The 25686-nt window shown below is 64.9% G+C and carries 22 protein-coding genes; 8 read left to right on the top strand and 14 right to left on the bottom strand.

The window, feature by feature from the left end; all coding sequences use genetic code 11:
• Positions 1-83: 83 nt before the first annotated feature.
• Positions 84-881, top strand: a complete 798-nt coding sequence (locus tag FBZ89_RS00625; RefSeq protein WP_145748103.1) for a type 1 glutamine amidotransferase domain-containing protein — start codon at positions 84-86, stop codon at positions 879-881.
• Positions 882-943: 62 nt separating this feature from the next.
• Positions 944-1234, top strand: coding sequence for a putative quinol monooxygenase (locus FBZ89_RS00620; RefSeq protein WP_145748102.1), 291 nt, complete (start codon positions 944-946; stop codon positions 1232-1234).
• Positions 1235-1238: 4 nt separating this feature from the next.
• Here FBZ89_RS00620 and FBZ89_RS00615 read toward each other — a convergent pair whose 3' ends face one another.
• Positions 1239-2252, bottom strand: a complete 1014-nt coding sequence (locus FBZ89_RS00615) for an NAD-dependent epimerase (protein ID WP_145748101.1) — start codon at positions 2250-2252, stop codon at positions 1239-1241.
• Positions 2253-2419: 167 nt separating this feature from the next.
• Between FBZ89_RS00615 and FBZ89_RS00610 the strand changes: the two genes are divergently transcribed.
• On the top strand, positions 2420-2647 hold the full coding sequence (locus FBZ89_RS00610; RefSeq protein WP_040843621.1) for a hypothetical protein: 228 nt from the start codon (positions 2420-2422) through the stop codon (positions 2645-2647).
• A 7-nt stretch (positions 2648-2654) separates the two neighbouring features.
• On the opposite strand, the gene FBZ89_RS00605 is transcribed toward FBZ89_RS00610, so the two are convergent.
• The 6 genes from FBZ89_RS00605 to FBZ89_RS00580 form a co-directional block, all read right to left on the bottom strand.
• A complete protein-coding gene (locus tag FBZ89_RS00605; protein WP_186457115.1) occupies positions 2655-3104 on the bottom strand; it encodes a toll/interleukin-1 receptor domain-containing protein in 450 nt (149 codons plus the stop codon).
• A gap of 254 nt (positions 3105-3358) precedes the next feature.
• On the bottom strand, positions 3359-6433 hold the full coding sequence (locus FBZ89_RS00600) for a multidrug efflux RND transporter permease subunit (protein WP_145748099.1): 3075 nt from the start codon (positions 6431-6433) through the stop codon (positions 3359-3361).
• Between the two features lie 77 nt (positions 6434-6510).
• Entirely contained in the window at positions 6511-7767 is a 1257-nt protein-coding gene (locus FBZ89_RS00595) for an efflux RND transporter periplasmic adaptor subunit (protein ID WP_145748098.1), read from the bottom strand.
• Between the two features lie 485 nt (positions 7768-8252).
• Positions 8253-8825: an arsenate reductase/protein-tyrosine-phosphatase family protein gene (locus FBZ89_RS00590; protein WP_145748097.1), complete on the bottom strand. Its 573-nt coding sequence runs from the start codon at positions 8823-8825 to the stop codon at positions 8253-8255.
• Positions 8826-8870: 45 nt separating this feature from the next.
• Entirely contained in the window at positions 8871-9380 is a 510-nt protein-coding gene (locus FBZ89_RS00585; protein WP_145612860.1) for an arsenate reductase ArsC, read from the bottom strand.
• A gap of 176 nt (positions 9381-9556) precedes the next feature.
• Complete coding sequence (locus FBZ89_RS00580; RefSeq protein WP_145748096.1) at positions 9557-10969, bottom strand: methyl-accepting chemotaxis protein; 1413 nt, start codon at positions 10967-10969, stop codon at positions 9557-9559.
• Between the two features lie 321 nt (positions 10970-11290).
• On the opposite strand from FBZ89_RS00580, the gene FBZ89_RS00575 reads away from it, so the two are divergent.
• From FBZ89_RS00575 to mads4, 3 genes are all read left to right on the top strand, one after another.
• On the top strand, positions 11291-12064 hold the full coding sequence (locus FBZ89_RS00575) for a ferredoxin--NADP reductase (protein WP_040846481.1): 774 nt from the start codon (positions 11291-11293) through the stop codon (positions 12062-12064).
• Positions 12065-12251: 187 nt separating this feature from the next.
• Positions 12252-13526 carry a methylation-associated defense system AAA family ATPase MAD3 gene (gene mads3, locus FBZ89_RS00570; RefSeq protein ID WP_145748095.1) on the top strand — a complete coding sequence of 425 codons (1275 nt, stop codon included), beginning with the start codon at positions 12252-12254 and terminating at the stop codon, positions 13524-13526.
• The gene (gene mads4 / locus FBZ89_RS00565) at positions 13523-14158 is read left to right on the top strand and encodes a methylation-associated defense system protein MAD4 (protein WP_145748094.1); all 636 of its coding nucleotides are present in this window, start codon (positions 13523-13525) and stop codon (positions 14156-14158) included. Before mads3 ends, mads4 begins: the two co-directional genes overlap by 4 nt.
• A 12-nt stretch (positions 14159-14170) precedes the next feature.
• On the opposite strand, the gene FBZ89_RS00560 is transcribed toward mads4, so the two are convergent.
• The 4 genes from FBZ89_RS00560 to FBZ89_RS00545 all read right to left on the bottom strand — a co-directional run bounded on the left by FBZ89_RS00560 (position 14171) and on the right by FBZ89_RS00545 (position 17528).
• Positions 14171-14881, bottom strand: a complete 711-nt coding sequence (locus FBZ89_RS00560) for an RES family NAD+ phosphorylase (RefSeq protein ID WP_246171964.1) — start codon at positions 14879-14881, stop codon at positions 14171-14173.
• Positions 14878-15291 carry an MbcA/ParS/Xre antitoxin family protein gene (locus tag FBZ89_RS00555; protein ID WP_145748092.1) on the bottom strand — a complete coding sequence of 138 codons (414 nt, stop codon included), beginning with the start codon at positions 15289-15291 and terminating at the stop codon, positions 14878-14880. Before FBZ89_RS00555 ends, FBZ89_RS00560 begins: the two co-directional genes overlap by 4 nt.
• 71 nt (positions 15292-15362) lie before the next feature.
• On the bottom strand, positions 15363-16538 hold the full coding sequence (purT, locus tag FBZ89_RS00550; RefSeq protein ID WP_145748091.1) for a formate-dependent phosphoribosylglycinamide formyltransferase: 1176 nt from the start codon (positions 16536-16538) through the stop codon (positions 15363-15365).
• 18 nt (positions 16539-16556) lie between these two features.
• Entirely contained in the window at positions 16557-17528 is a 972-nt protein-coding gene (locus FBZ89_RS00545; RefSeq protein ID WP_145748090.1) for a phosphoribosylaminoimidazolesuccinocarboxamide synthase, read from the bottom strand.
• Between the two features lie 461 nt (positions 17529-17989).
• Between FBZ89_RS00545 and FBZ89_RS00540 the strand changes: the two genes are divergently transcribed.
• Positions 17990-20164: a TonB-dependent receptor gene (locus FBZ89_RS00540; protein WP_246171963.1), complete on the top strand. Its 2175-nt coding sequence runs from the start codon at positions 17990-17992 to the stop codon at positions 20162-20164.
• Between the two features lie 231 nt (positions 20165-20395).
• Positions 20396-21778 (top strand): L-serine ammonia-lyase, encoded by a 1383-nt coding sequence (locus tag FBZ89_RS00535; protein WP_145748089.1) that lies wholly within the window; start codon positions 20396-20398, stop codon positions 21776-21778.
• A 49-nt stretch (positions 21779-21827) separates the two neighbouring features.
• Here FBZ89_RS00535 and FBZ89_RS00530 read toward each other — a convergent pair whose 3' ends face one another.
• The 3 genes from FBZ89_RS00530 to FBZ89_RS00520 all read right to left on the bottom strand — a co-directional run bounded on the left by FBZ89_RS00530 (position 21828) and on the right by FBZ89_RS00520 (position 25629).
• A complete protein-coding gene (locus FBZ89_RS00530) occupies positions 21828-22985 on the bottom strand; it encodes an alginate O-acetyltransferase AlgX-related protein (RefSeq protein ID WP_145748088.1) in 1158 nt (385 codons plus the stop codon).
• 12 nt (positions 22986-22997) lie between these two features.
• Positions 22998-24437 carry an MBOAT family O-acyltransferase gene (locus FBZ89_RS00525; RefSeq protein ID WP_145748087.1) on the bottom strand — a complete coding sequence of 480 codons (1440 nt, stop codon included), beginning with the start codon at positions 24435-24437 and terminating at the stop codon, positions 22998-23000.
• Between the two features lie 136 nt (positions 24438-24573).
• Complete coding sequence (locus FBZ89_RS00520) at positions 24574-25629, bottom strand: bile acid:sodium symporter family protein (RefSeq protein ID WP_425465947.1); 1056 nt, start codon at positions 25627-25629, stop codon at positions 24574-24576.
• Positions 25630-25686: the final 57 nt, after the last annotated feature.

Genomic DNA, 25686 nt, shown 5'->3' with positions numbered 1-25686 from the left:
CTGGAATATGTCGCCCCGGCGCATGGTTGGGTCATCGCGAATGACGCGAACCCAATCAAACAGCCAGTCAAATGGAGAGTGAAATGAGCAAAGGCACCGTGCTTGTCGTCGGCTCCAACGCCACGCGCATCGAAATCCAGGGCGGTGGCTGGGGCGCCACCGGCCAGTATCTGAATGAGACGGTCGTCCCGGCCCTGGCCTTGATCGAGGCGGGTTACGACGTGGTTCTGGCCACGCCCGACGGTACCAAGCCGACCATCGACCCGAACTCGGACAGCGCCAAGCACTTCGGCGGGGATGATGCCGCCTACCAGCGCGCCCGGACCTTCTATGCCAACGATCCCGCGATGAACCAGGTGCACACCCTGCGCGCGGTGGTGGAGGGTGGGCTGGACGCTTATGCCGGCGTGTTCGTGCCCGGCGGCCAGGCGCCCGGCGTCGATCTTATGCAGGATGCCGACCTGGGCGCCATTCTGCGCCACTTCCACCAGGCCGCCAAGCCCACGGCCCTGCTGTGCCATGGCCCCATCGCCGTGACCGCCGCCCTGCCGCATGCCCGTGAGTTTCGCGCCGCCCTGATCGCCGGTGATACGGCCACGGCCAAGAAATGGGCTGAAGGCTGGCAGTATGCCGGGTACAAGATGACCGTCTTCTCCAACACCGAGGAGAAGGTCGTCGAGGAGCATGTCCTGCACGCCAAGCTGTACTTCAACGTGGCCGACGCGCTGCAGACAGCGGGGGGCGAGGTCATCACCACCCCGGTGAATTTCCAGCCCCACGTGGTCGTCGATCGTGAACTCATCACCGGCCAGAACCCGGGCTCCGACCTGCCGCTCGCCACGGCCCTGGTCCAGGCACTCGACCGCGCCGTCGCGGCGTGAAACGCGTCAAACGGCGGGGCCCTCACGGTCCCGCCGCCTCTCTCCAAAAGGAAGCAAGCCTCATGACCGTCAAGATCACCGCCGTCCTTATCGCCCGGCCGGGCAAGCTGGAAGAACTGAAGGCCCTGCTGGCCGGCATGGTGGCGCCCTCGCGGGGCGAGCCGGGCAACCTGCGCTGGGACATCTGGCAGGACCAGGCCGACGCCAACCGTTTCGTGCTGGATGAGCTGTATGTGGATAACGACGCCATCGCGGCCCATCGCGCCACGGCCCACTTCCAGAACTACCTGTCGAGGATCAACGACGTGGCCGAGCGTACGGCCATGGTGCTGAACCCGGTCGAGGTCGCCTGACGGTTCAGTTCGCCTGATAGGCTTTGAACCACTCCACGAACCGCGCCACGCCCTCTTCCACCGGCGTGGCGGGGGCATAGGCGATGTCGCGGGCCAAATCGTCGATGTCCGCCCAGGTGGCGGGCACGTCGCCGGGCTGGATGGGCAGCAGGCGGATGTCCGCCGTCATGCCCAGCTTTTCCTCCAGCAGGCGGACATAGCGCATCAGCTCCACCGGGCGGTCGCTGCCGACGTTGTACAGGCGATAGGGGGCGACACCGCTGCTGGCGGGATCGGGCTGGGCGCCGGTCCAGGCGGCGTCGATGGCCGGCGGGCGGTCCAGCAAGGCCTGGATGGCCGACACCACGTCATCGATGTAGGTGAAGTCGCGTTGCATGCGCCCCTCGCCATAAACCTCGATGGGCCGGCCCTCGACGATGGCCTGCGCGAATTTGTACAGCGCCATGTCCGGGCGGCCCCAGGGGCCGTAGACGGTGAACAGCCGCAGGCCGGTCACGGGGATGCGGAACAGGTGGCTGTAGGAATGGGCCATCAGCTCATTGGCGCGCTTGGTGGCGGCATAGAGCGTCATGGGGTGGTCAGCCCCCCCGTGTGGGCTGAAGGGCATGGCGGTGCTGGCGCCATAGACCGAGCTGGTGGAGGCGTAGATCAGGTGGGCGCAGGCGATCGCCCGGCACCCTTCCAGCACATTGGCGAAACCCACCAGGTTGCTGTCCACATAGGCGGCCGGATGCTCCAGGCTGTACCGCACGCCGGCCTGGGCCGCCAGGTGCACCACCCGGCCGAAGCGGTGGGTGTGGAACAGATCCGCCACGGCGGCCCGATCCGCCAAGTCGACGCGCGCCTCGGTGAAGCCGGGGAAGGGTCGCAGGCGGGCCAGCCGCGCCTCCTTCAAGGCTACGTCGTAATAGGGGGTCAGGTTGTCCAGCCCCACCACCGCCACGCCCCGTTGCAACAGGGCCAGCGCCACGTGGTTGCCGATGAACCCGGCGCTGCCGGTGACCAGGACGGGGGACATCGTGGGTGATTTCCTGCGGCAAGATCTTGGAAGCGTTGGCGGACGGCCCTGCCTACCACGTCCGGGTGCATAGTGCGACAGTCGCTTGATGCCGCACCCCAAGGGTTAGGTCGGATTCGGCACGGACTTTGCGTTAATGGCATGTGTATGAAGTCATAGGTGCCACCATGGAAGACATCACCTACTACGATGCTGAGGAAATCCGCCGCAAACTGGAGCGCGCGGCCGATGAACTGGACGCCGCCGGCGATCCCATTTTGGCTCGCAGATTGCGAGAAATTGTCGATTTGGATCGCGCCGGCGATGGCGTGCCGGCCGTGCGTCTGCGCGACAACGGCCGTGCCCGGGGCTGGACGCCGGTCGTGTTGACCGGCGGCGCCTCCCCCAGGAAGTAAGGCGCCCTCAGCTGGCCAGCGGCGTGCGCTCCAGCACCGCGCGGCGGATGGCCACGGCCACCTCGTGCAGGGCCTGGTCCTGGTCGGGCCACAGCGTGACCGGCCGGCCGTCGCGCGGCACCGCCAGCAGGTGGCGCAGCGGCGTGGACAGCCAGTCGCAGGCCCGCAGGATGACGGGAATCACGCGCGCGCGCCCCGTCCGGTGGCGGTCCACCGCGTGCTGCATCTCCCCATCATGGCAGGCGGGGGATGCCAGGAAATCCGGGCTGACCAGCAGCAGCACCACGTCGGCCTCGGCCAGGGCCGTGCCGATGCCGTCCTCCAGCGCGTCGCCGGCCAGTAGGCGCCGGTCGTGCCAGAGGGCCACGCCCTGTCGCTTCAGGGGCGCCAGGTGCACCTCCAGCCGGTCGCGCAGGGCTTCGTCGATGTGGGAATAGGACATGAACACGCGCACCACGGCAGGCCTCCGCCGATACCAGAACCAAGGATTTTCAGGGCGCTGGCTCATGCGGTCCCACCGCGACGGGGCCGCCGGCCAGCGCGGCGCGCCGTTCCCCCACCCCTGATACTGTTCCGCTTTTGTTCTGGTGTCAACGCGGGCGGGCCGGTGCAAAAGGGGGCTCACCTTTGGCCAGGGCGCTGTGCCTTCAAAAGAAAACGGCCGGGGAACGCCCCCCGGCCGTTTCCATACTCAGCACCGCTGACGCGCTGTCAGGCGACCTCGGCGATCTCCCGCAGGCGGCGTGAACTGGCGGCCGCCTTGTGGTCCTTGGCCAGCAGGGTGTAGACCGCCGGCAGGACGAACAGGGTGAACAGCGTGCCGATGGACATGCCGGTCACCACCACCAGCCCGATGGAGAAGCGGCTGGCGGCGCCGGCGCCCGACGCGATCAGCAGCGGCAGCAGGCCCACCACCATGGCGGCGGTGGTCATCAGGATGGGGCGCAGGCGCACGCGGGCGGCGTGCAGGATGGCCTCCCGCCGGCCCAGCCCTTCCTTTACCTGCATCTCGTTGGCGAATTCCACCAGCAGGATGCCGTGCTTGGAGATCAGGCCGATCAGGGTCACCAGGCCCACCTGGGTGTAGATGTTGATCGAGGTGATGCCGATGAACAGCGGGATCAGCGCGCCGCAGATGGACATGGGCACGCTGACCATGATGACCAGCGGGTCGCGCAGGCTTTCGAACTGCGCCGCCAGCACCAGGAAGATGACGATCAGCGCGAAGCCGAAGGTCATGGCCAACTGGTTGCCTTCCTCGACGAACTGCCGGGTCTGGCTGAGATAGCTGTGGCTGTAGCCGGCCGGCAGCTGCTTCACCTGGTCTTCCAGGAAGGCCACCGCCTCGCCCATGGACACGCCCGGCATGGGCACGGCCTGGAAGGTGGCGGAGTTCATCTGGTTGTAGTGGGTCAGGGCGTTGGGATCCGTGCCCTCTTCCAGGCGCAGGAAGGTGGACAGCGGCACCTGGTCGCCGGTGACGGAGGTGACGTAGAAGCGCGTCAGCTTGTCCGGCGTCAGGCGGTCGATGCGCGGCACCTGGGGGATGACCTCGTACGACCGGCCCTGCAGGTTGAAGCGGTTGACGTAGTTCTCACCCACCATCAGCGCCAGGGTGTCGCCGATGCTGGCCATGGTGACGCCCATCTCGTTGGCCTTGGACCGGTCGATGTGGATGCGCACCACGGGGGTGTTGTAGTCAAGGTCGCTGTCCACCACCAGGAACTTGTGGCTGGCGACGGCGGCGGCCTTGATCTTGTCCATCGCCTCATAGAGGGCGGGGAAGCCCTGGGTGCCGTTCAGCACCATCTGCACCGGCAGGCCGCCGGTGGTGCCGGGCAGGGGCGGCAGGTTGAACACCAGGGCCTTTTCGCCAGGCACCTGGTTGAAGGCCGCCTGCAACGCCGCCAGCGATTGCTGGATGGGCCGGTCACGCTCCCCCCACGGCTTCAGCAGCACGCCGGCGATGCCCTGGCTGGTGCCGGAGGTGCCGCTGATGAGGAAGCGCTCCCGTCCTTCGGGCAGGGTGCCGCCGGCGGCGTCCAGCTGCTGGGCATAATGCTGGGTGTAGTCGATGTTGGCGTATTGCGGGCCCTTGAACATGCTGAACAGGATGCCCTGGTCCTCTTCCGGGGCCAGTTCCGACCGGCCATGCAGGTACAGATAGGGGATGCTGGCCAGCACGACCACGGCGAACAGCAGGATGACAGGACGATAATCCAGTGCCCGGGTCAGCCGCCGCTCATAGAAGTTGGCCAGGCCGTTGAAAGCGCGGTCGACGAAGCGCGAGAACGCGGTGTGGTCGCCACCCTTGGGCAACAGCACCGACGCCATCATGGGTGACAGGGTCAGCGCCACCACACCCGAAATGACCACCGCACCCGCCAGGGTGAAGGCGAATTCGCGGAACAGGGCGCCGGTGACGCCGCCCAGCAGGCCGATGGGGGCGTAGACCGCCGCCAGGGTGATGGTCATGGCAATGACGGGCCCGGCGATTTCGCGAGCACCCACCAGGGCCGCCTGCACCGGCGTCTTGCCCTCCTCCAGGTGGCGGTAGACGTTCTCCACAACCACAATGGCGTCGTCGACCACCAGGCCGATGGCCAGCACCATGGCCAGCAGGGTCAGCAGGTTGAGGCTGAACCCCGCCGCCAGCATCAGGGTGAAGGCGCCGATCAGCGACAGCGGGATGGTGACCACGGGGATCAGCACCGACCGCAGGGATCCGAGGAACAGGAAGATGATGACGATGACGATGGCGATGGCTTCGATCAGCGTGTGTTCCACCTCGCTGATCGAGGCGTTGATGAAGTTGGTGGCGTCATAGGCCACCTTCATCTCGATGGCGGGCGGCAGGTTGCGCTGAATCTCCGGCAGGATCTTCTCGCGCACGTTCTGCACCATCTGCAGCGGATTGCCCGTGGGCGTCACCTGCACACCGATGAACACGGCGTTCAGTCCGCTGAACATGACGGCGCTGTTGGTGTTCTGGGCGCCCAGCGAGATGGAGGCGACGTCCTCCAGCCGCACCACGGCCCCGCCCGACGCCTTCACCACCATGCGGCGGAAATCCTCCACGCTGGTCAGGTCGGTGTCGGCGGTGACGTTGGACACGGTGAACAGGCCCTTCACCTGGCCTGGGGCGGACTGCACGTTGTTGTTGCGCAGGGCGTTGGCCACGTCATCGGCGGAGACGCCGCGCGCCGCCATGCGGGCCGGATCCAGCCACAGGCGCATGGCGAAGGTCTGGCCGCCCAGGATGTCGGCCGAGGCGACGCCGTCGACCGTGGCGATCAGCGGCTGCACCACGCGGGTGAGGTAGTCGGAGATGGCCGAGCCCGGCAGCTCCTTGGACGCGAAGCTCAGGTACATCACCGCCGTGGTGTCGCCCGTGGACTTGGCGATGACCGGGTCGTTCGCCTCTTTCGGGATCAGGTACTTGACCTGCTGCACCTTGGCGATGACGTCGGTCATGGCCTGGCTGGGGTCATAGTTCAGCTTGACGTAGACCGTGACCGTGCTCTGCCCCTGGACAGAGTTGCTGGTCATGTAGTCGATGCCGTCGGCGCTGGCCACCGCCTGCTCGATGGGGGTGGTGATGAACCCCTGCATCAGGTCGGCGGTGGCGCCGGGATAAACGGTGGTGATGCTGATGGTGGTGGACGACAGCTTGGGATACTGCCGGATGGGCAGGGTCGACAGCGACCGCAGGCCCAGCAGCAGGATCAGCAGGCTGACCACCAGCGCCAGCACCGGCCGTTTGATGAAGAGATCGGTGAATTTCATGGTCGGGGGGTCCCCTGGGACCGGCCGCGCCCGGGAAGAGCGGCGGCCGGTCCCGATTTTCAGGTCGATATGGGGTATCAGGGACGCGGCGTCTGCGCCGGGGCGGGCGGCGGGCCCTGCTCCGACAGGCTCACGGGCGCGCCGTTCTGCAGCTTGTTCTGGCCCACGGCCACCACCCGGTCGCCCGGGGTGACGCCGCTCAGCACCACGACCTTGCCGTCGGCGCGGTCACCGGTCTTCACGAAAACGCGGTCCACGTGAAGGGCCGGCTTGCCATCCTCGCCATTCACGGGCTTGCCGTCCTTGTCCAGCGTGGGACGCACCACATAGACGCTATTACCGTAGAGCGAGTAGTCGACGGCCGTTTCTGGCAAGGTGACCTGGTTGGGCGTGGCGGGCAGCACGACGGTGACGTTGCCGAACATGCCGGGCTGCAGGGCGTGGTCCTTGTTGGGGATGGTGGCTTGCAGCTTCACGGTGCGGGTGTCGCTGCTGATCTGGGGGTCGATGGCGGTGACGGTGCCCTGGAACACGCGGCCAGGGTAGGCGTCCACGGCGACGCGCACGGTCTGGCCCACGGCCACGCGGCCGCGTTCGCCCTCCGCCAGGGTGAAGTTGGCGTACAGCTCATCCAGATCGGTCAAGGTCACGACGGCGTCGCCAGCCTTGACGTACTGGCCCACGTCCACCTGGCGCACGCCCAGCACGCCGTCGAACGGCGCCCGCACCAGCAACTGGGCGATCAGGGCGTTGGTCTTGGCAATGTTGGCGTTGGCCTGGTCCAGGGCGGCCGCCTGCTGGTCCACCGTCTGCTGCGAGGTCGCCTGCTTGGCCACCAGGGCGCGATAGCGGGCCAGGTCCAGTTCGGCCACCTTGGCCTGGGCCTTGTAGTTGGCCAGGTCGCCCTGCTGCGGCTTGTCGTTCAGCTGCAGCAGGGGCGTGCCCGCGGTGACCGTGGCGCCGGACTGGAACAGGATCTTGGTCACCGACCCGCCGACCTCGGGCGTCACGGTGACCTGGTGGACGGCCTGCAGCGTGCCCACGGCGGGCAGCAGTTGCGGCACGTCCTCCGTCTTGGCCACGGCGGTGGCGACCGGCGGCGGCGGCGGCGTCATCTTTTTCAGGATTTGGCCGATCATCGCGGGCTTCACGCTGCGGTCAAAGTACACGAACAGGCCGCCGATGATGGCCAGCGCGATGACGGTGATGACCATGAACAGGGCGATGCGCGGCGGCCGCTGGCGGCCGTCCTGTCCCCGGTAGTCGGTGCGCGACAGTCCCGTCGGCGGCGCACCCGGTTTCGGCACGGTGGTCACGGTCGATTGGGATTCCATGGTCTTGGTCTCGCTCGGCGCAAAATGCCCAGGTTCCGGCGGGACGATCCCGCCGGATGGGCGATGGTGTCGGTCTCGAAATCGCACACGCGCGGCAACGCGCCGCCACGGCATGAACCGGGCGATGGCTGTCCACCGGATGCGAAGGGCAATCCCTTCCACGCCGTCCCACCCCCAAGGAAATCCCGGGGGCTGGCGGCTACAGCCGGCAGCGGTGCGCTTTCCTAAACGATGGCCTGTCCCCGGCGATCCGATGCCCCCGCACCCGATCCGTCCGATCCCATGGGCCGTCATTATTGCAGCGGACTATGGGCAGGGCGCCACGCCACTGCCAGTGAGCGGTGTCACAACACGGCACTCGCTTTTCGCAAAATCTGGAAAAATGCGGCGATTGCTATACCTGGCTGAATTATCGGCGGCTCTGGGTATGCTTTATCCATTGGCGGCTTAATTATCCGCCTGGCGGGCTTTTCCGTCTCGCGGAATCAGGCGGTGCGCAGCCCGTCGTCGTCCTCGTTCCCCCACTGGCTCAGCGCCAGCAGGCAGTGGGCGGGCAGGACGGACAGCACATCGATGCGCCGCCGCAAATCCTGGAAGATGGCGTCCACCAGTACCTCAGGCGCGTCGGCATCCGGATACAGGGCGGGGTCCGGGTCGGGCAGGGCCCAGTGCGCCGTCACCGGCTGGCCCGGCCAGGCGCCGGCCATGCCCGTCGCCGCAAGCTCGCTGACGGTGATGACGATGTCCACCGGCGGGGCGCCCGGCGTCATGAAGCGCTCCAGCGGCTTGGGTGCCAGGCCGCCGGTGGCTACACCTTCCGCCCGCAGGCGGGCCAGGGCGTAGGGGTTGGGCCGATCCACAGGCGTCAGGCCCGCGCTATGGGCATCGAATCGGTGGCCCGCATGATGACGCAGCAGCGCCTCCGCCATCAAGCTGCGGCCGGCGTTGACCCGCCCGACGAACAGCACGCCCAGGCGCCGGTTCACCATGCCGTAGCGGGTGCCGTTCAGGGGCTGGGGCAAGATCATGTCCGGCGTCTGGCTGTCGGGCGGCATCATGGGACCTGTCCGGTGCGGTGCGGGAAGGCCGGGGAAGGGCCGGTTTCAGCCGGCCGCCGCCCAGCCCTCCTCACTGTGCATCGCCGTCAGCGCCTCGGCCGTCAGGCGGGCCAGCCTCTGCTCCGGCAGGGAACAGAAGATGCGCACCCGGCGCTCGATCATGCCGAACAGCAGGTTGAACAGGGCGCGCTGCTCCACCTCCGATCCCTTGAACCCCTGCGGGTCGGGGAAGCCCCAGTGGGCGATCATCGGGTGGCCGGGCCAGTGGGGCGCCTCCGCCTTGGCGCTCATGTCACAGGTGTGGAAGATGAAGTCCATGGGCGCCACGTCGGGGCCCGCGAATTCGTTCCACGACTTGGGGTGCAGGCCCTCGGTGGGAATGCGGGCCTTGGTCAGCAGGTCCAGGGCAATGGGGTTGCATTCCGGCAGCGGGTCGGACCCGGCGCTGAACACCTCGAACCGGCCGCCGGCCCAATGGCGCATCAGCGCCTCGGCCATGATGCTGCGGGCGGAGTTGAACTGGCATAGAAACAGAACGCGGTAGACCTTCGCCATGTCGCTTCATTCCCCCTGAGTGCCGCGCCCCATGGGTTTGGGGACCGCAGCCGCGTGCCGCCCGCCCCCCGGGCCGGCACGTTTAACCGCATGCTAATCCCAGCGTATGCCAGTCTTGTGACGCTGGTGTTGCAGCCCGGCGAAAAGGGATAGGTTTGGCCCTGACCTCAGGAACCTCAGGCGCGGTAGCAGACCCGCAGGCCGCCCCAGAGCCGCCCGCGCACCCAGATGGGGGCGGAGGCGTCCTTCATCAGGGCGAAGACGCCGCCGCCCATGTCGCGGCGGTAGGTCTGCAGCAGGAACGGCGCGGTGCCGCGGCTGACGGCGGTGGCCGTCTTGTCGGCGTAAACGCGGCGGTTGCGGCCATTGGCGGCGTTCCACACCGGGTCGGGTCCGTGGGCCTTGCGGAACTGCGGATTATGGCAGGGGATCAGGCGGTTGTGGTCGGTGGGCGCGCAGAAGACCATGCGCGGATCCATGGCCAGGACGGGGTCGTGCAGGGGGGTGACGGCCGCGTCCAGGAAGGGGATGTAGCGCGTCATGAACTGCGGCGGATTGCTGCCGGCGATGGGCTTCAGATTGGTGTCGAACAGGTCGTCCATGGTCAGCTCCCCCGCCGCCAGGGCCTGTTCCATGCGGGCGGCGATCTGCGCCGCCACCTCGCGCGCCCGGTCGATGAAGGGCGTATCCTCCGTCGCGTAGCCGGAGGTGGCGGTCAGCATCATGATCGCCTCCGCCCGTTCCAGCGTGCGGTCCAGGTGGGTGGTCGCGGTCTTCAGCGCCGTGCCGGACGATGCCGCGTCACGGTGCAGCGCGTCCACCGTCTCCTGGAAGCCGTCGCAGCGCCGGGCGATATCGCCGGTGGCGCCGGCGATGGCGGTGGCGTTCTCCTCCACTTGAGCCACGGCCGTGCCCACGGTTTCCACCGCCTGGCCGATGGTGGCGGTGCTGCGGCCCACGCGCTCGGCCTGTTCCGACCCTGCCGCCATGCGGGCCGTCAGGCGGCGCACCTGCTCGGTCAGGGCCTTCAGCGTGGCGTCGATCTCGGCGGTGGCCTCGGCCGTCTGGCGGGCCAGGGCCTTGACCTCGGTGGCGACGACGGCGAAGCCCTTGCCGGCCTCCCCGGCGCGTGCCGCCTCGATGGTGGCGTTCAGCGCCAGCAGGTTGGTCTGGGCCGCGATGCGGTTGATGTCGCTGGACACCCGGGCCACGCGGCCCATGGCGCCCTCCAGCCCGCCCAGCTCATTCGCGCTGGCGTTCACCGCCGCCACCAGGTCGCCGATGGCGGCCAGAGACTGGCGGATTTCCCCGGCCGAGGCGTCGATGTCCCGCCGCGCGCCGGCCGCCACGCCCTGCGTCGCCTGGGCCATGCCGGCGATGTCGCGGTTGCTGGCGACGATGTCGCGCGTCGCCGCCTGGATGCCGGCCAGCTGCTTGCCCTGGTTGTCGATGGCGCTGTCCACCTGATGGATGCTGCCGACCACGTCGGCGATGTCGACGCTCAGGTGCCCGACCTCGGTCGCGATATCGGCGATCAGCGTGCCGGCGTCGGCGCGCAGCGGTGTTGATTGGTGGGTGTCCACGGCCATGTCCTCTCCCCAGGATCGGGATGGGCATTCTGGGGCCCATCCCGTAAAGAAAGCGCAAACGACCCCTGTCCAAACAGGGTGGTCCTTTAGGATAGGGTCAACGCCGCGCTCCCGCCCTCATCCTTTGGTTGACCGCATTGTGAGGTGGGGAAGGGAATTTTTCCCCAAGATTGGCTTGTAATACTGGACTATTCGACCAGATATGCAGTCGCAGCGATCCAGGGCAGTGTATTTTCGCATTTGCGGAAGGGCGTGGAACCGCCATTCTCCCCGGCTTAAAGCGATGTTTTCCGGTGTGTCAGGAAAGAGGGTATAGCGAGGATGAGCGCGTTTCTGTCCGGCAAGGTCACCCATGTCCACCATTGGACTGACAACCTGTTCAGCTTCCGGCTGACCCGCGATCCGTCCTTCCGCTTCCGCAACGGCGAATTCACCATGGTGGGCCTGGAAGTCGACGGCCGCCCGCTGATGCGCGCCTATTCCATGGCCAGCACCAATTATGAAGAGCATCTGGAATTCTTCAGCATCAAGGTGCCGAACGGTCCGCTGACCTCCCGTCTGCAACACATCCAGGAAGGGGATGAGGTGCTGTACGGCCGCAAGGCCACCGGCACCCTGCTGCTGGACAACCTGCTGCCCGGCCGCACCCTGTACATGCTGGGCTCCGGCACCGGCCTCGCCCCGTTCATGAGCCTGATGAAGGACCCGGACGTCTACGAGCGCTTCGAGAAGGTGGTGGTCACCCACACCGTGCGCCGCGTGGCTGAACTGGCCTACTACGACGACATCACCAAGCACCTGCCGAATGACGAGTTCATCGGCGAGATGCTGCGCGACAAGCTGGTCTACTACCCGACCGTGACGCGTGAGCCCTTCCGCACCGAAGGCCGCCTGACCGACCTGATCAAAAACGGCAAGTTCTTCGCCGACATCGGCGAGAAGCCGTTCGATCCGGCCCAGGACCGCGTCATGATCTGCGGCGGACCCGGCGTGCTGAAGGATCTGCAGGATCTGTGCGAAGAGGCCGGCATGAGCGAAGGCAGCTCGAACGAGCCCGGCCACTACGTCATCGAGAAGGCTTTTGTAGAGCGCTGATCCAGCGATCCACTGTCGGTATGGTTCACGGCCGCGCCTCCCGCGATGGGGGCGCGGCTGTTTGCTTTTCAGGGCCTTCCGAAAGACCGTTTATGCTATAGCTGGATTCAAGCGCGACTAATGTGGTCACGCTTTTTTGGAACGTGCGTGCTTCGGATTTTCCGAATAAGCTCAGGGCAGGACCGCAATGATAACTTCGGTCGAGGTTCTTGGATATCGAGCGATAAGGTACTTAAAGACCAATGTTTCTTCGTTTCAGGTTCTGGTTGGCTCTAACGGAACCGGGAAGAGTACTTTTTTTGATGTATTTCAATTGGTACGTGACATTCTAAATGTTGGTCTCGATAGGTCTATTTTTGGTGATGCTCGCTTTCTAGTGGCTCAGCGAGCATCTGATCCCCAGGATCTGACTTGGCTTAGAAAGGGGGGGGCTCTTGAGATTGCAATTACACTCCAACTTCCTGAGTCTGTTAAGTCTAAATTGAAAGGCGAGTATGTCGCGGCTCGATATGAAGTCGCTATAAAAACTGATGGTTCGCTTTCGTTCGATGGAGAAACGCTCTTCCTACTTCGGCACGAAGAATCCAAAAGCGGGGACCGTCAACGGTCACTATTTCCATGCCCGGAACCTGCGCCTAGACATATTGCATTGCAAGCAAAGAAGCGGGCGCCCGCTGGATGGAGACGGGTCATCAGTAAGATTGCTGAGAGTGGGAATGATCATTTCAGATCCGAGACATCCGACTGGAATAACTTATTCCGCTTAGGGCCTACAAAGTCAGCTTTATCAAATCTACCAGAAGATGAAGATCGTTTTCCTGCTTCCACTTGGGTTAAGCGATTCCTGATGGAGTCGGTGCATCGACTTGCTTTAAATGCAGAAGCGATGCGAATGCCATCTCCAGCAGGTTCGCCTCGGGATTTTTTACCTGATGGTTCGAATTTGCCGTGGGTAGTGCATGAGCTTGAGCAAAAATACCCGGACCGCCTTGGTGATTGGGTTGAGCATTTAAAGACGGCAATAGATGATATTGAGACCATTCGAACAATTGAAAGACCTGAGGATCGCTCGCGATATCTTGAGGTTGGTTATGGAAGTGGTCTCAAAGCACCATCTTGGCTGTTGTCGGATGGCACGTTACGGATGATGGCTCTTACGCTTCTAGCGTACACTCCAACCAGGCCAAATTTGGTTCTAATTGAGGAGCCAGAAAATGGAATACATCCACGAGCAATTCAGTCGGTAATACAGTCTCTATCGTCGGTATATGATGCACAAGTGTTTTGCGCGACGCATTCTCCTCTGGCGCTCAGCCTTGTAGATGTTGATCAGTTGCTATGTTTTGCTAAAGGCCAAGATGGAGCTGTGGATGTCGTAAGAGGAGACGAACATCCACGACTTAAGGAATGGAAATCGGCTCTACACCTGGGTGATCTCTTCGCGACAGGGGTGCTCGGATGAGAGATTGTCTATTTTTTGTCGCTGACTCGAATATAGAATTTGCTATTCGAGGATTGTTCGAAAGGCGAGGCGTATTTAATATTATTGGGTGTTCGCCATTCTCTTTTGACCCTAAGCAGGATCTAGCGGTGGCAAGAGGCCAGAACGATCCTGGACTATATGCTCGTGCCAAGGACCTTATACAGCCGTTCCATGGCACACATGGGCGAATCATTATTATTATGGACGAAGATTGGGATGGCACACCTGGTCAAGTGAAAATTGAAGAACAATTAAATTCCCATATTGAAGCTGCTGGTTGGGGGGCCGAAAATGGAAAAGCAATTGTAGTCACTCCGGAAGCAGATAATTGGATTTGGTCTGACTCACCTCACACCGCTGCTGCTTTAGGTTGGGAATCATTTGAACAAATCCGTAATTGGCTTAACAGTCAAGGTATGTGGCCCGAAAATATGCCAAAACCTCCTCGGCCGAAAGAGGCTTTGGAAAGAGTTCTTCGGTTGAAATGTAAGCCGCGCTCATCGTCTCTTTATAGAAGTGTTGCGGGAAAATCTTCAGTGAAGCGTTGCCTCGACCCTAGTGTTGAGTTGATATTCTCTACTCTTCGAGAATGGTTCCCGTTGAAGAATTGAGGCTGCTTCTATCTAAACAGGCATGGGCCGCCAGTCGTCCTCACCGATGACGATGTAGCGGGTGACGGCCCGGCCATCCCAGTGATAGCGCAAGGTGCGGGCCTGCAGGATGGGCGGGGTGATCAGGTCGGGGTAGTAGAGGGCCGCGGCAAGACCCGTGGGCCAGCGCACACTGGGGTACAGCACGCCATCGCTGCCCTGGGCCTTCAGTCGCTTGCCCAGCGCCTGGCCCGCCGCCCAATCGTCCGGCGCCAGGCAGTCCCGGAAGGCCGCGCCGCGCACGTCGTGGAGGCTGCCGGCCACGCGGGCGGTCAGCTCGCGGAACTGGGCGTCGGCCGCCGGCTCATCCGTCATGCGCATGAAGCGGCCGAAGTGATGGACGGTCTCCATCAGCGCTACCTCGAACCGGTCGCCGCAGTACCACACGCCAAAGGCGCCATCGGAAAAGCGGCTGGGCCGGTCGGTGGAGGTGTGGGTGAAGGCGCCCATGGCCAGGCTGGCCCCGGGGCCCGACAGCCGGCGCCCCGCCGGCACCAGGGACAGGTCGCCCACCTCGTCCCGCACGCGGGGATTGGTCTTGGCCTCAGCGCTGGCGATCAGGTCCCAGTCGGCCGGGTCGGCGATGTCCTCGAACAGCCAGACGGGCGGGTAGATGGTGCGGACGATGCGATAGGCCGGCCGCCAATCCAGGGTCGTGACCGGCGGGTCCGCGGGCGGCGTCACCACCCGCCGCGCTCCGCATCCAGGTAGTTGCGCACGGCGGTCAGGTCGGACGGGGCACCGGCCAGCATGCGCTGCAGCGCCGACTTGCCGTGGAAGGCGGCGTTGGGCTTGGCCACCCAGGCATAGGCGCGCTCCGGCTCCATGAACAGATAGCGCAGGGCCTTGTGGATGCCCATCAGGTCGCCCAGGCGCCACAGCAGGTCCGACGGCAGGCTGCCGATGTCGCCCCGCTTCCAGCGGTAGAAGGTGGACGGGCTGGGCTGGCCCAACAGCACGCGGGCCTGGCCGTCATCCACCCCCCACAGGCGGAACAGGTTGAAGACGGCGCGCAGCATGGCCGCCCCCTCCGCCTGGGTGACGGCGCCGGGGACGGCCGTATCGGGCACGCTGGCGGGCAGGGCCTGGGCCATGGCGAACTCCCTCATGTCAACTGACAGTCAATATAGCGCTAACTGTCAGTTGACACAAGGTGGCGCAGGCCTTAGTCGCGGTAGCTCAGCCACACTTTGTCGGCCACCCGCTTGGCCAGGGCGCGGGCCTCGTCGGCGGTGGCACCCTCGGCCAGGGCCACGCCCATGCGGCGATAGGGCCGGGTGGTGGGCTTGTTGAAAATGCGCACCTCCACATCATGCTCGGCCGTGCCCAGGGCCAGGGCGTCGGCCAGGCCTTCCACGCCGAAATGGCTGGAATCCTGGCTGGCCAGGATGACCGCGGAGGCGGTGGGGCCACGCAGGGTGATGCGGGGAATGGGCAGGCCCAGGATGGCGCGGGCGTGCAGGTCGAATTCCGACAGGTTCTGCGACATCAGCGTCACCATGCCGGTGTCGTGCGGACGGGGCGACAGCTCGCTGAACACCACGTCGTCGCCGGCCACGAAGAACTCCACCCCGAACAGGCCATAGCCGCCCAGGTTGTCCACCACCTTCTCCGCCATGTCGCGGGCGTCGGCCAGGGCCTTCGCGTCCATGGGCACGGGCTGCCACGATTCCTGGTAGTCGCCGCGTTCCTGCCGGTGGCCGATGGGTTCGCAGAACACCACGCCGTCGCGTGTGCGCACGGTCAGCAGGGTGATCTCATAGTCGAAGGCGATGAACTCCTCGACAATCACCTTGCGCCGGTCGCCGCGCATGTTGGCGACCGCGTAATTCCAGGCGGCCTCCAGCTCATCCGCGCTGCGCACCGTGCTCTGCCCCTTGCCGGACGAGGACATGACCGGCTTGATCACGCAAGGCAGGCCGGTGTGCGCCGCGCCCGCCCGAACCTCATCCAGGCTTTCGGCGTAGCGGTAACGCGAGGTGCGCAGGCCCAGCTCGGTGGCCGCCACCTCGCGGATGCGGTCGCGGTTCATGGTCATGTAGGTGGCGCGGGCGCTGGGTACCACGGTGTGGCCCGCCGCCTCCATCTCCTGCAGCACCTCGGTGCGGATGGCCTCCACCTCCGGCACGATATAGTCCGGCTTGTGGCGCAGGATGGCGGCCTTCAAGGCTTCGCCGTCCAGCATGGAGAACACCTCGGACTCGTCGGCCACCTGCATGGCCGGCGCGCCGGCATAGGCGTCGCAGGCCACGACGTGGGCGCCGTAGCGCTTGGCGGAGATGACGAACTCCCGGCCCAGCTCGCCCGAGCCCAGCAGCAGGATTTTGGCGGTCGCGGTCATGATGGCGGCGGTCCCGGCTTAGAAGTATTGGGAAAGGTTGCGGCGGATGCGGGCCAGCACCCCGTCCGGGTCGCGGGCCGGCACATAGGTCTCGCCCGTGATCATCTCATAGGCCTGGATATAGATGGCCGCCGCCTGCAGCACCACGTCGCCCGGGATCTCCGGCACGTCGTCGGTGTAGGGGTCGCAGCGCGCCACCACCCAGCTGCGCACGAAGTCCTTGTCGAAGCTCTCCGGCCGCTCCCCCGCCTCGAACTTGGCGGGGTAGGTCTCGGCGAACCAATAGCGGCTGCTGTCCGGCGTGTGGATCTCGTCCGCCAGGATGATGTTGCCGTCCTGGTCCAGGCCGAACTCGTACTTCGTGTCCACCAGGATCAGGCCGCGCTTGGCCGCCAATTCCCGGCCCCGTGCGAACAGGGCCAGCGCCTTGGCCGACAGCTCTTCCCACTGGGCGGCGGTCAGCAGCGTGCGCTCCACGATCTCCGCCGGGGTCAGCGGCTCGTCATGGCCGCCGTCGAAGGCCTTGCTGGTGGGGGTGATGATGGTTGCGGGCAGCTTCTGGTTGGGGCGCAGTCCGTTCGGCAGGGTCACGCCGTACATCGTGCGCTCCCCCTTCTTGTACATGGACAGGATGGAGGTGCTGGTGGTGCCGGCCAGGTAGTCGCGCACCACCACCTCCACCGGCAGGATGTCCAGGCGCTTGGCCACCACCACGTTGGGGTCGGGATAGTCGATCACATGGTTGGGGCACAGGTCGCGCGTGGCCTCGAACCAATAGCGCGCGGTCTGGGTCAGCACGGCGCCCTTGTGCGGCACCGCCGTCAGGATGCGGTCGAAGGCGCTGAGGCGATCGGACGCGATGATGATGCGCCGGCCGTCCGCCAGGTCGTAGTTGTCGCGCACCTTTCCCCGGTAGTGCTTGGGCAGTTCCGGGATGGTCGCGTCATCGAGGACGTTGGCGGGGGCGAGATCGGAAGGGGTGAGGTCCACCGGGCACCTGACGGGTTGCGGCGCGCCCCTCTCGGCGTGGATGCCGGGGCGCGGGGTTGGAATCGCGCGCGATCCTAGTGCGGCCGCATCCGTTTGACCACTGCGCGGACGGCGGGGGCGCATCCCGCCGCAGGGTCATCTCGGGCCGGGCCGAACCCTGCCGGGGCGGCTGCGACCCGGCCGTCCGCCTGCGACCTTCTGTCTTTTGCTGCACCTGCGCTTTCCCGTTGACGCACCCGGGTAGGCGGGTTAGAACCGAGTTACGTTATACTATAACATAACGAAAACTGGCAGTTCGGGTCCTGTCTCCAGCCCACCAGCCGTCCTTGCCGGCCGCGCCCCTCTTGGGGTGCGGCAACGGGGGCGGTTGGCCTGGGCCCAAGGGGGCGGCATGAAGGGAACAGGGGTCGCCAAATCCGGCATGGTCTGGTTTGGGTGGCCTTCATGAAAGGTGGGAAGGTATGGCTTTCAAGGTGGGGCGCGCCGGCGTGATGGGCGCCATTCTGTTGGGTTCGGTCAGCACGGTGGCCTTGGCGGCGGACAATCCAGCGGGTGACGCGGCGGCCGAGCCGGCCGGCGCCGCCGGCCAGCTGGGCAACAGTTCCGCCAGCGGCCCGGTGCCGGAGATCGTCATCACCGCCAAGCGCCTGCTGGACGCGCGCAACAGCATCCAGCCCGACCTGGGCGCCTCCACCTACAAGCTGGACGAAAGCGCGCTGGAGGCGCAGCCCGGCGGCGTGAACAACGGCCTGAACCAGGTGATCCTGCAGGCGCCGGGCGTGGCGCAGGACAGCTTCGGCCAGCTGCACATCCGGGGTGAGCACGCCAACGTCCAGTACCGCATCAACGGCGTCATCCTGCCGGAAGGCATCAGCGGCTTTGGCCAGACGCTCAGCCCCCGCTTCGCCCACAGCGTCAGCCTGGTGACCGGCGCCCTGCCGGCGCAGTACGGCCTGCGCACCGCCGGCATCATCGACATCCAGACCAAGTCCGGCGCCTTCGACAACGGCGGCGACATCAGCGTCTACGGCGGCAGCTACGACACGCTGCAGACCAGCTTCGACATCTCCGGCTCCTCCGGAAACCTGAACTATTTCGCCTCCGGCGACTTCAAGACCAGCGGCGTGGGCATCGAATCCCCCGACGGCAGCGGCAAGCCCAACCATGACCGGACGGAAAACGGCCGCGGCTTCGTCTTCCTTCAGGACATCCTCGACCCCGACACCCAGGTCAGCCTGATGGCGGGGACGGAGCGCGGGCAGTTCCAGATCCCCACCCGCTCCGGCCAGTCGCCCGGCCTGGGCTACAATTTCAACGGCCAGACCGACTACCCCAGCGACAAGATCGACGAGAACCAGCGGGAAATCACCCACTACGCCGCCGCCACCTATCTGAAGGCGCTGGATACGGTGACCATCCAGTCCTCGGTCTACGGCCGCTATTCCAGCCTGTGGTTCAAGCCCGACCCGGTGCCCGACCTGCTGTACAACGGCATCTCACAGGAAGCCTACCGCCGCTCCATCGCCGGCGGCTGGCAGACGGACGGCAGTTGGGTGGTGAACGACCAGCACACCCTGCGCGCCGGCCTGCTGCTGCAGGTCGAACGCTCCTCCGGCATCACCAATTCGCAGGTGTTCGCGGTGGATGACGCCGGCAACCAGATCGGCGGCAGCCCGACCACGGTGCGCGACACCTTCGGCAAGACCGGCTACAGCGAGAGCGTTTACCTGCAGGACGAATGGAAGTTCGCGCCGGACTGGACGCTGAACTTCGGCGGCCGTTTCGATAGTTTCCAGCAGTTCGACAGCGAAAGCCAGTTCAGCCCGCGCGTGAACCTGGTGTGGCAGGCGACGCCGGGCACGACGGTGCACGCGGGCTATTCCCGCTACTTCACCCCGCCGCCGTTTGAGCTGGTGTCCAACACGGCGGTTGCCAAGTACGCGGGCACCAGCGCCGCCGCCGCCAGCGGCGTGAACGACGCGCCCAAGGCCGAGCGCGCCAACTATTTTGACATCGGTGTCGAGCAGAAGCTGACCGACGCGCTGACCGTGGGCCTGGACGGCTATTACAAGAAGTCCAAGAACATGCTGGATGAGGGGCAGTTCGGCGCCCCCATCATCCTGACGCCCTTCAACTATGACGAAGGCACGCAGAAGGGTGTCGAGCTGTCGCTGACCTACGCGGTTGACAACTTCCAGTCCTACGCCAACTTCGCGGTGTCGAAGGCGGAGGGCAGGAAGATCGTCTCCAGTCAGTTCAGCTTCAGCCAGGATGATCTGGACTACATCTCCAACCACTTCATCCCGGTGGACCACGACCAGCGCTTCACCGCCTCGGCCGGCGCCAGCTACCGCATCGACCGGACGCTGCTGACCACCGACCTGATCTACGGCTCAGGTTTGCGCGCAGACGGTGCCACGCCCAATGGCGCCGCCCTGCCGGGCTATGTCCAGGTCAACCTGGGCGTGGTGCAGACCCTGGACCTGCCCACGGTGGGCCTGATGGACCTGCGCTTCGACGTCATCAACCTGTTCGATGAAAAGTATGAGATCCGCGACGGAACAGGGGTCGGCGTGGGCGCCCCGCAATATGGCCCGCGCCGTGGCTTCTACTTCGGCGTGACCAAGACCTTCTGACGCCGCACGCGCCGTCGCTGGCGTTCCACCGTCGCGCCAGATGGCGGGCCTGGGAAGAACAGCCTTCCCGGGCCCGCTTTATTTTAAACATTATCAAATTATATGATGTGGCGATGCCAGTGGCGGGCATCCCGCGAACCTTGTATCAAGGCGCCTGGCGGTTGAACGCCCGCGGGAACCCGGTGACCGGCGGGCCGCAGGGCGGGCCCGCGCGGGAATAGGGCATCGGGCATGAGCATCAGCGTCTTCGAACTGTTCAAGGTGGGCGTCGGTCCCTCCAGCTCCCACACCATGGGGCCCATGACGGCGGCCTGCCGCTTCGTCCGGCGCGTGGCCGAGGGTGGGCGCCTGGCCGCCGTGGCGCGGGTCGAGGTCCAGCTCTACGGCTCCCTGGCGCTGACGGGCCGGGGCCATGCTACCGACACCGCCGCCATCATCGGCCTGACGGGCCAGATGCCGGCCGACGCCGACCCCGACGCCTGCGCCGCCCTGGTCGCCCGCGTGCTGACCAGCCGGCGCCTGCCGCTGAACGGCGTGGGTGGCCATGAGATCGACTTCGACGCCGATCGCGACATCCGCTGGGAAGGGGGCAGCCAGCTGCCCTTCCACCCCAACGCCGTCACCTTCGTGGCCTTCGACGCGGCGGGCGCGGAGCTGACGCGCGGCACCTATTATTCCGTCGGCGGCGGCTTCGTACTGGATGAGGATGAGGCGCGGGCCAACGCCCCCGCCAACCCCGGCCCGGCCGTGCCCTATGATTTCGCCAACGCCGACCAGCTGCTGGACAAGGCGGCCAAGGCCGGCCTGACCATCGCCGAGCTGATGCGCGAGAATGAGCGCGCCGGCCGCACGGATGCGGAGATCGACCAGGGACTGGACCGTATCCTGGCCACCATGGACGCCTGCATCGATCGCGGCATGCGCGAGACCGGCATCCTGCCCGGCGGCCTGGATGTGCCGCGCCGCGCCGCCAAGATCCACGCCCAGCTGTTGCAGCGGCAGGAACGCATGCTGCGCGACCCGCTGTCGGTCATGGATTGGGTGAACCTGTGGGCCCTGGCGGTGAATGAGGAGAACGCGGCCGGCGGCAAGGTCGTGACCTCCCCCACCAACGGGGCGGCCGGCATCATCCCGGCGGTGCTGCGCTATTACGAGCGCTTCCACGATCCCGACCGCCGCCGCCTGCACATCTTCCTGCTGACCGCCGCCGCCATCGGCGGCCTGTACAAGCGCAACGCCAGCATCTCCGCGGCCGAGGTCGGCTGCCAGGGCGAGGTGGGGGTGGCCTGCTCCATGGCTGCCGCCGGCCTGACCGCCGCCATGGGCGGCACCAACGCCCAGATCGAGAACGCGGCCGAGATCGGCATGGAGCACAACCTGGGCCTGACCTGCGACCCCATCAAGGGCCTGGTGCAGATCCCCTGCATCGAGCGCAACGCCATGGGCGCCATCAAGGCCATCGATGCCGCCCGCCTGGCCCTGATGGGCGACGGCACCCACAAGGTCAGCCTGGACCGGGTGATCGAAACCATGCGGCGCACCGGCGCCGACATGAAGGACCTGTACAAGGAAACGTCCCTGGGCGGCCTGGCGGTCAACCTGCCGGAGTGCTGAAAGGCCAAAAGCAGGCGGCAGTCTGGGGTGGCTGCCTATGAGGTTTCATTTATTGGCCTGTAACTTCACTCCATTTGACACGCCCGGCGTCCAGCATGTTCCCTTCGTGGAATTCTAGAACGAAATATTTGGTGCCGGCCGCTATCCGATTCAGCACAGATGCCAGATAGGCGCCGTCCCCCCACGGCTTCAGCCGGAATGCTTGCAGATGATCGAAATGCAGGTTCATGCCGGCCCGCCAAAACGACTCTCCGTACGAATTGCTGACGACAACAGTGGCGGGCAGGCCGTGCTGGTCAGTAGCCAAGTGCCAGTTGAAGTCGTAGGCCAGGGGGTAATCGGGGTTGAAATGGCTATCCACGTCCAACCATTCGAACGTACCCCGGGCCGGATCGCGCCAGGGTTCTTTGATGCCCACGGAATCTTCATACACATAGGTGAAAAGCGGAAGCTGCTGTGATTCACCACCAGCCCAGTGCAGCGGCTCCACAGTTAACGGCGCCGTCCACCGCAAGTTAGAATCGCCTTCAAGATTGGCCAACCGGTTGACGATGGCACGCGCCACTTCCCCCCCGGCCACATCCGTCCAATGGAAGTCGGTACGGTGGAAGGCTTGTACCCCCTTCGCACGCAGGCCCAGCAGGATCGGCTCCGCGTCGATATGATCGGAGCCCAACCGCACGGTCAATCCCGCGCGCAGGCGGGTGAAGGCGGAGGGCTGTGGGTAGTGGGGAGCGTCGCTGCCCAGGGATTCAGGGTAAATGACGTCCTTTTGCGGCACGGTGACCACCAGCAGCCGCATGCCACGCTTGGCCAAATAATCCCGCAGCGTCGCGAAACGATCGGCCGTCTCTGCGATCTGTGTGTCGGACATCTGGGCATTCCAGCTTTTCTGCGTGTCGATGACATCGCGGTAATTCAGCCAGCCATCGGGGCCCAAGTGCAGGCGCTCGGAATAGCCCAGGCGATAATTCTCTTCCGTCCTAAGGCGGATCAAGGTGTTGCGAAAGCCGAAATTGTCATTGAACCAGGCGGCGACGCCGCGCGTCAGCAGCAGCGGCGTCGCCAAGGCTTGTCTGCTCATCTCCGGGAGGCGGTTCAGGACGCGATTTTCTAGGACCGGAGGCTCCGAGACAATCGGATGAATCATCTGTGCCATGGGCACGAATAACAGAGCGACCCAGAGGATGACGAAGGTCCGTCGCATCGCGTCGTCTCCTCAGAACTGAAAGTAGATGAAGGGGCTGAACCCGCCGGCGGCAATGGCCGAGGCCGACAGGATAAGAAGCGCCAACGATGCGACGCCCCGCACCGCGGTGTCGTAGCCACCCTGAGGTTGGGTTGGCCAAAGTTTATTCAGCCGACGCAAGGAAAAGACCGCAGCTAGGGTGAAGGCGGCGATCTTGTCCCCAGTCAGATAGAAGGCCTCCGTTCGGAACGGGATGCCTTGGGGGGACAGCCCCCCCATCAGCGACAGGACATTCATGGCCTGGTCCAGCGTTTCCGCTCGGAAGAAAACCCATCCGACCACAACCAGCAGAAAGGTGACCAGGGTCCGTACGGCCACAACCGGTGCGGCGGTCGAGGGCTTGTTCCACCCTGTTACGCGTTCGATGGACAGCAGGGCGCCGTGATAAAGCCCCCAGATCAAGAACTGAAGGGCGGCGCCATGCCATAGTCCGCACAGCGCGAACACTGCCACCAAATTCAGCAAGGTGCGGAAGCGCCCCGCTCGGTTGCCGCCCAGGGGGATATAGATGTAGTCACGGAACCAGCGGGACAGGGTCATGTGCCAGCGGCGCCAGAATTCCGTAATGCTTTGGGAGGAATAGGGGCGGTCAAAGTTTTCGGGGAAATGGAAACCCGCGATGCGTGCGATGCCGATGGCCATGCTGGAATAACCAGCGAAGTCGAAATAAATTTGAAACGTGTAAGCCAGCATGGCAATCCAGGCCAGGCTGGTTGTGAGGTGCGTCTGATCGGTGGAGAGGATTTGAGTGGCCACTTCGGCCAGGGGATCGGCGATCAGGGTTTTCATCGCCAGGCCGGTTGAGAATCGGAAGATTCCTTCAAAGACATTGTCGATCGCGAACCGGCGAGCACCCAACTCGGCCTTGACCTCGACATAACGGACGATGGGGCCGGCGATCAGTTGCGGGAAGAAGGCCTTGAAGGTGGCGAATTCGATTAGGGAGCGTGAGGCCGGTACGACGCGACGATAAACATCGACCACGTAGGAGATGGCCTGAAATGAAAAGAAGGAAATGCCCAGAGGAATCATGCCCACGGCGACGCTGTGGGCGCGAGATTCAACATGGATTCCGAATAGAATGAGAAATGAGCCGAATATAAAATCAAGGTACTTATAATATAGGAGGCCAGAAACATCCGTGATAATGGCGAATATTGCATAGATCAGGGCGGATCGCCCTTTGGCGTGGGCGATGATTAGGCCCATGCCCCAATTGAATACAATATAGAAAACTAGAATGTCGAGACGCGCGCCTGGGCCAGTCGCATAAAATATCAAACTACAACTCAGGATCGCAAAATTCTTCCAGGCGATGGGCGCGATCGAATAGATGAGAAGGAACAGGGGTAGAAAAAGGAAAAGGAATGCCGGACTGCTAAAGACCATAATATCCGCAACTTTTTGCAATCACATAATTGCCAACCTTATGGTTGGGCGCTTGGGAAAAGTCAATTGAGGTCGCAGGTTTAGTGGCGTTCCTGCAACGAAGGATGATGCGGCGTGGGGGCGCCGGAGCCTTGGGGGGACGGAAGGGACCTGGATGTCAGGCCCCTTCCACATACCCCGGCGGATGGCTGCTGGCATAGCGCCGGGCCAGCACGGCGCAGACCATCAGCTGGATCTGGTGGAACAGCATCAGGGGCAGGACGATCATGCCCACGGCATGGCCGGCGAACAGCACGTTGGCCATGGGAATGCCGCTGACCAGGCTTTTCTTCGACCCGCAGAACACCACCGCGATCTCGTCGGCCCGCGACAGGTGCAGGCGGCGGCTGATGAATGTGGTCAGCACCAGGATCAGGGCCAGCAGGCCGCCATCGACCAGCACCACCTTCAACAGGCTGGCCACGTCCAGCTGGTGCCAGATGCCCTCGTTCACCGCGTGGCTGAAGGCGCCATAGACCACCAGCAGGATGCTGGCGCGGTCCACCGGGCCCAGCACCTTCTTGTTGCGCGCCACCCAGCCCCCGATGCGGGAACGCAGCAGTTGGCCCAGGACGAAGGGCAGCAGCAGCTGCACGAAGACCGAGGTCAGCGCGTTGGCTGAAAAGCCCGCGCCCGCCTTGGCCAGCAGCAGCCCCACCAGCAGGGGCGTGATCACCATGCCCATCAGGTTGCTGGCCGAGGCGCTGCAGATGGCCGCCGCCACGTTGCCGCCAGCGATGGAGGTGAAGGCGATGGACGACTGCACCGTGGACGGCAGGGTGCAGAGGAACAGCACGCCCAAGTATAGGTCGGGTGTCAGGATGTCCAGGTTCACCAGCGGCTTCAGCGCCAGCCCCACCAGGGGGAATAGGGCGAAGGTGCACAGCGTCACCAGCAGGTGCAGCCGCCACTGCGTCAGCCCGCCGATCACCGCCTCGCGCGACAGCCGGGCGCCATAGAGGAAGAACAGCAGGAAGACGGCGACGTCCGTGGCCCCATTGGCCACGCCGATCATGGCGCCCTTGGCGGGCAGGAACGAGGCCAGCACCACCGTCCCCACCAGCAGCAGGGTGAAGGTGTCGGGCTTCAGGCGCGCCAGCCACAGCAGGACCGTGGAAGGCTTCCGGGAAGACGGCATGGACGGGTCGGGGGCGGTTGCGGCGGGGACGGACATGGGCTGACAACCTTGTACGGGCGACGGGTCGGGGGCAAGGGGCGGAACAGGATGACG

The organism is Nitrospirillum amazonense (assembly GCF_007828045.1).
Classification (GTDB): domain Bacteria; phylum Pseudomonadota; class Alphaproteobacteria; order Azospirillales; family Azospirillaceae; genus Nitrospirillum; species Nitrospirillum amazonense_C.
This window is presented reverse-complemented; position numbering and strand designations above follow the sequence as displayed.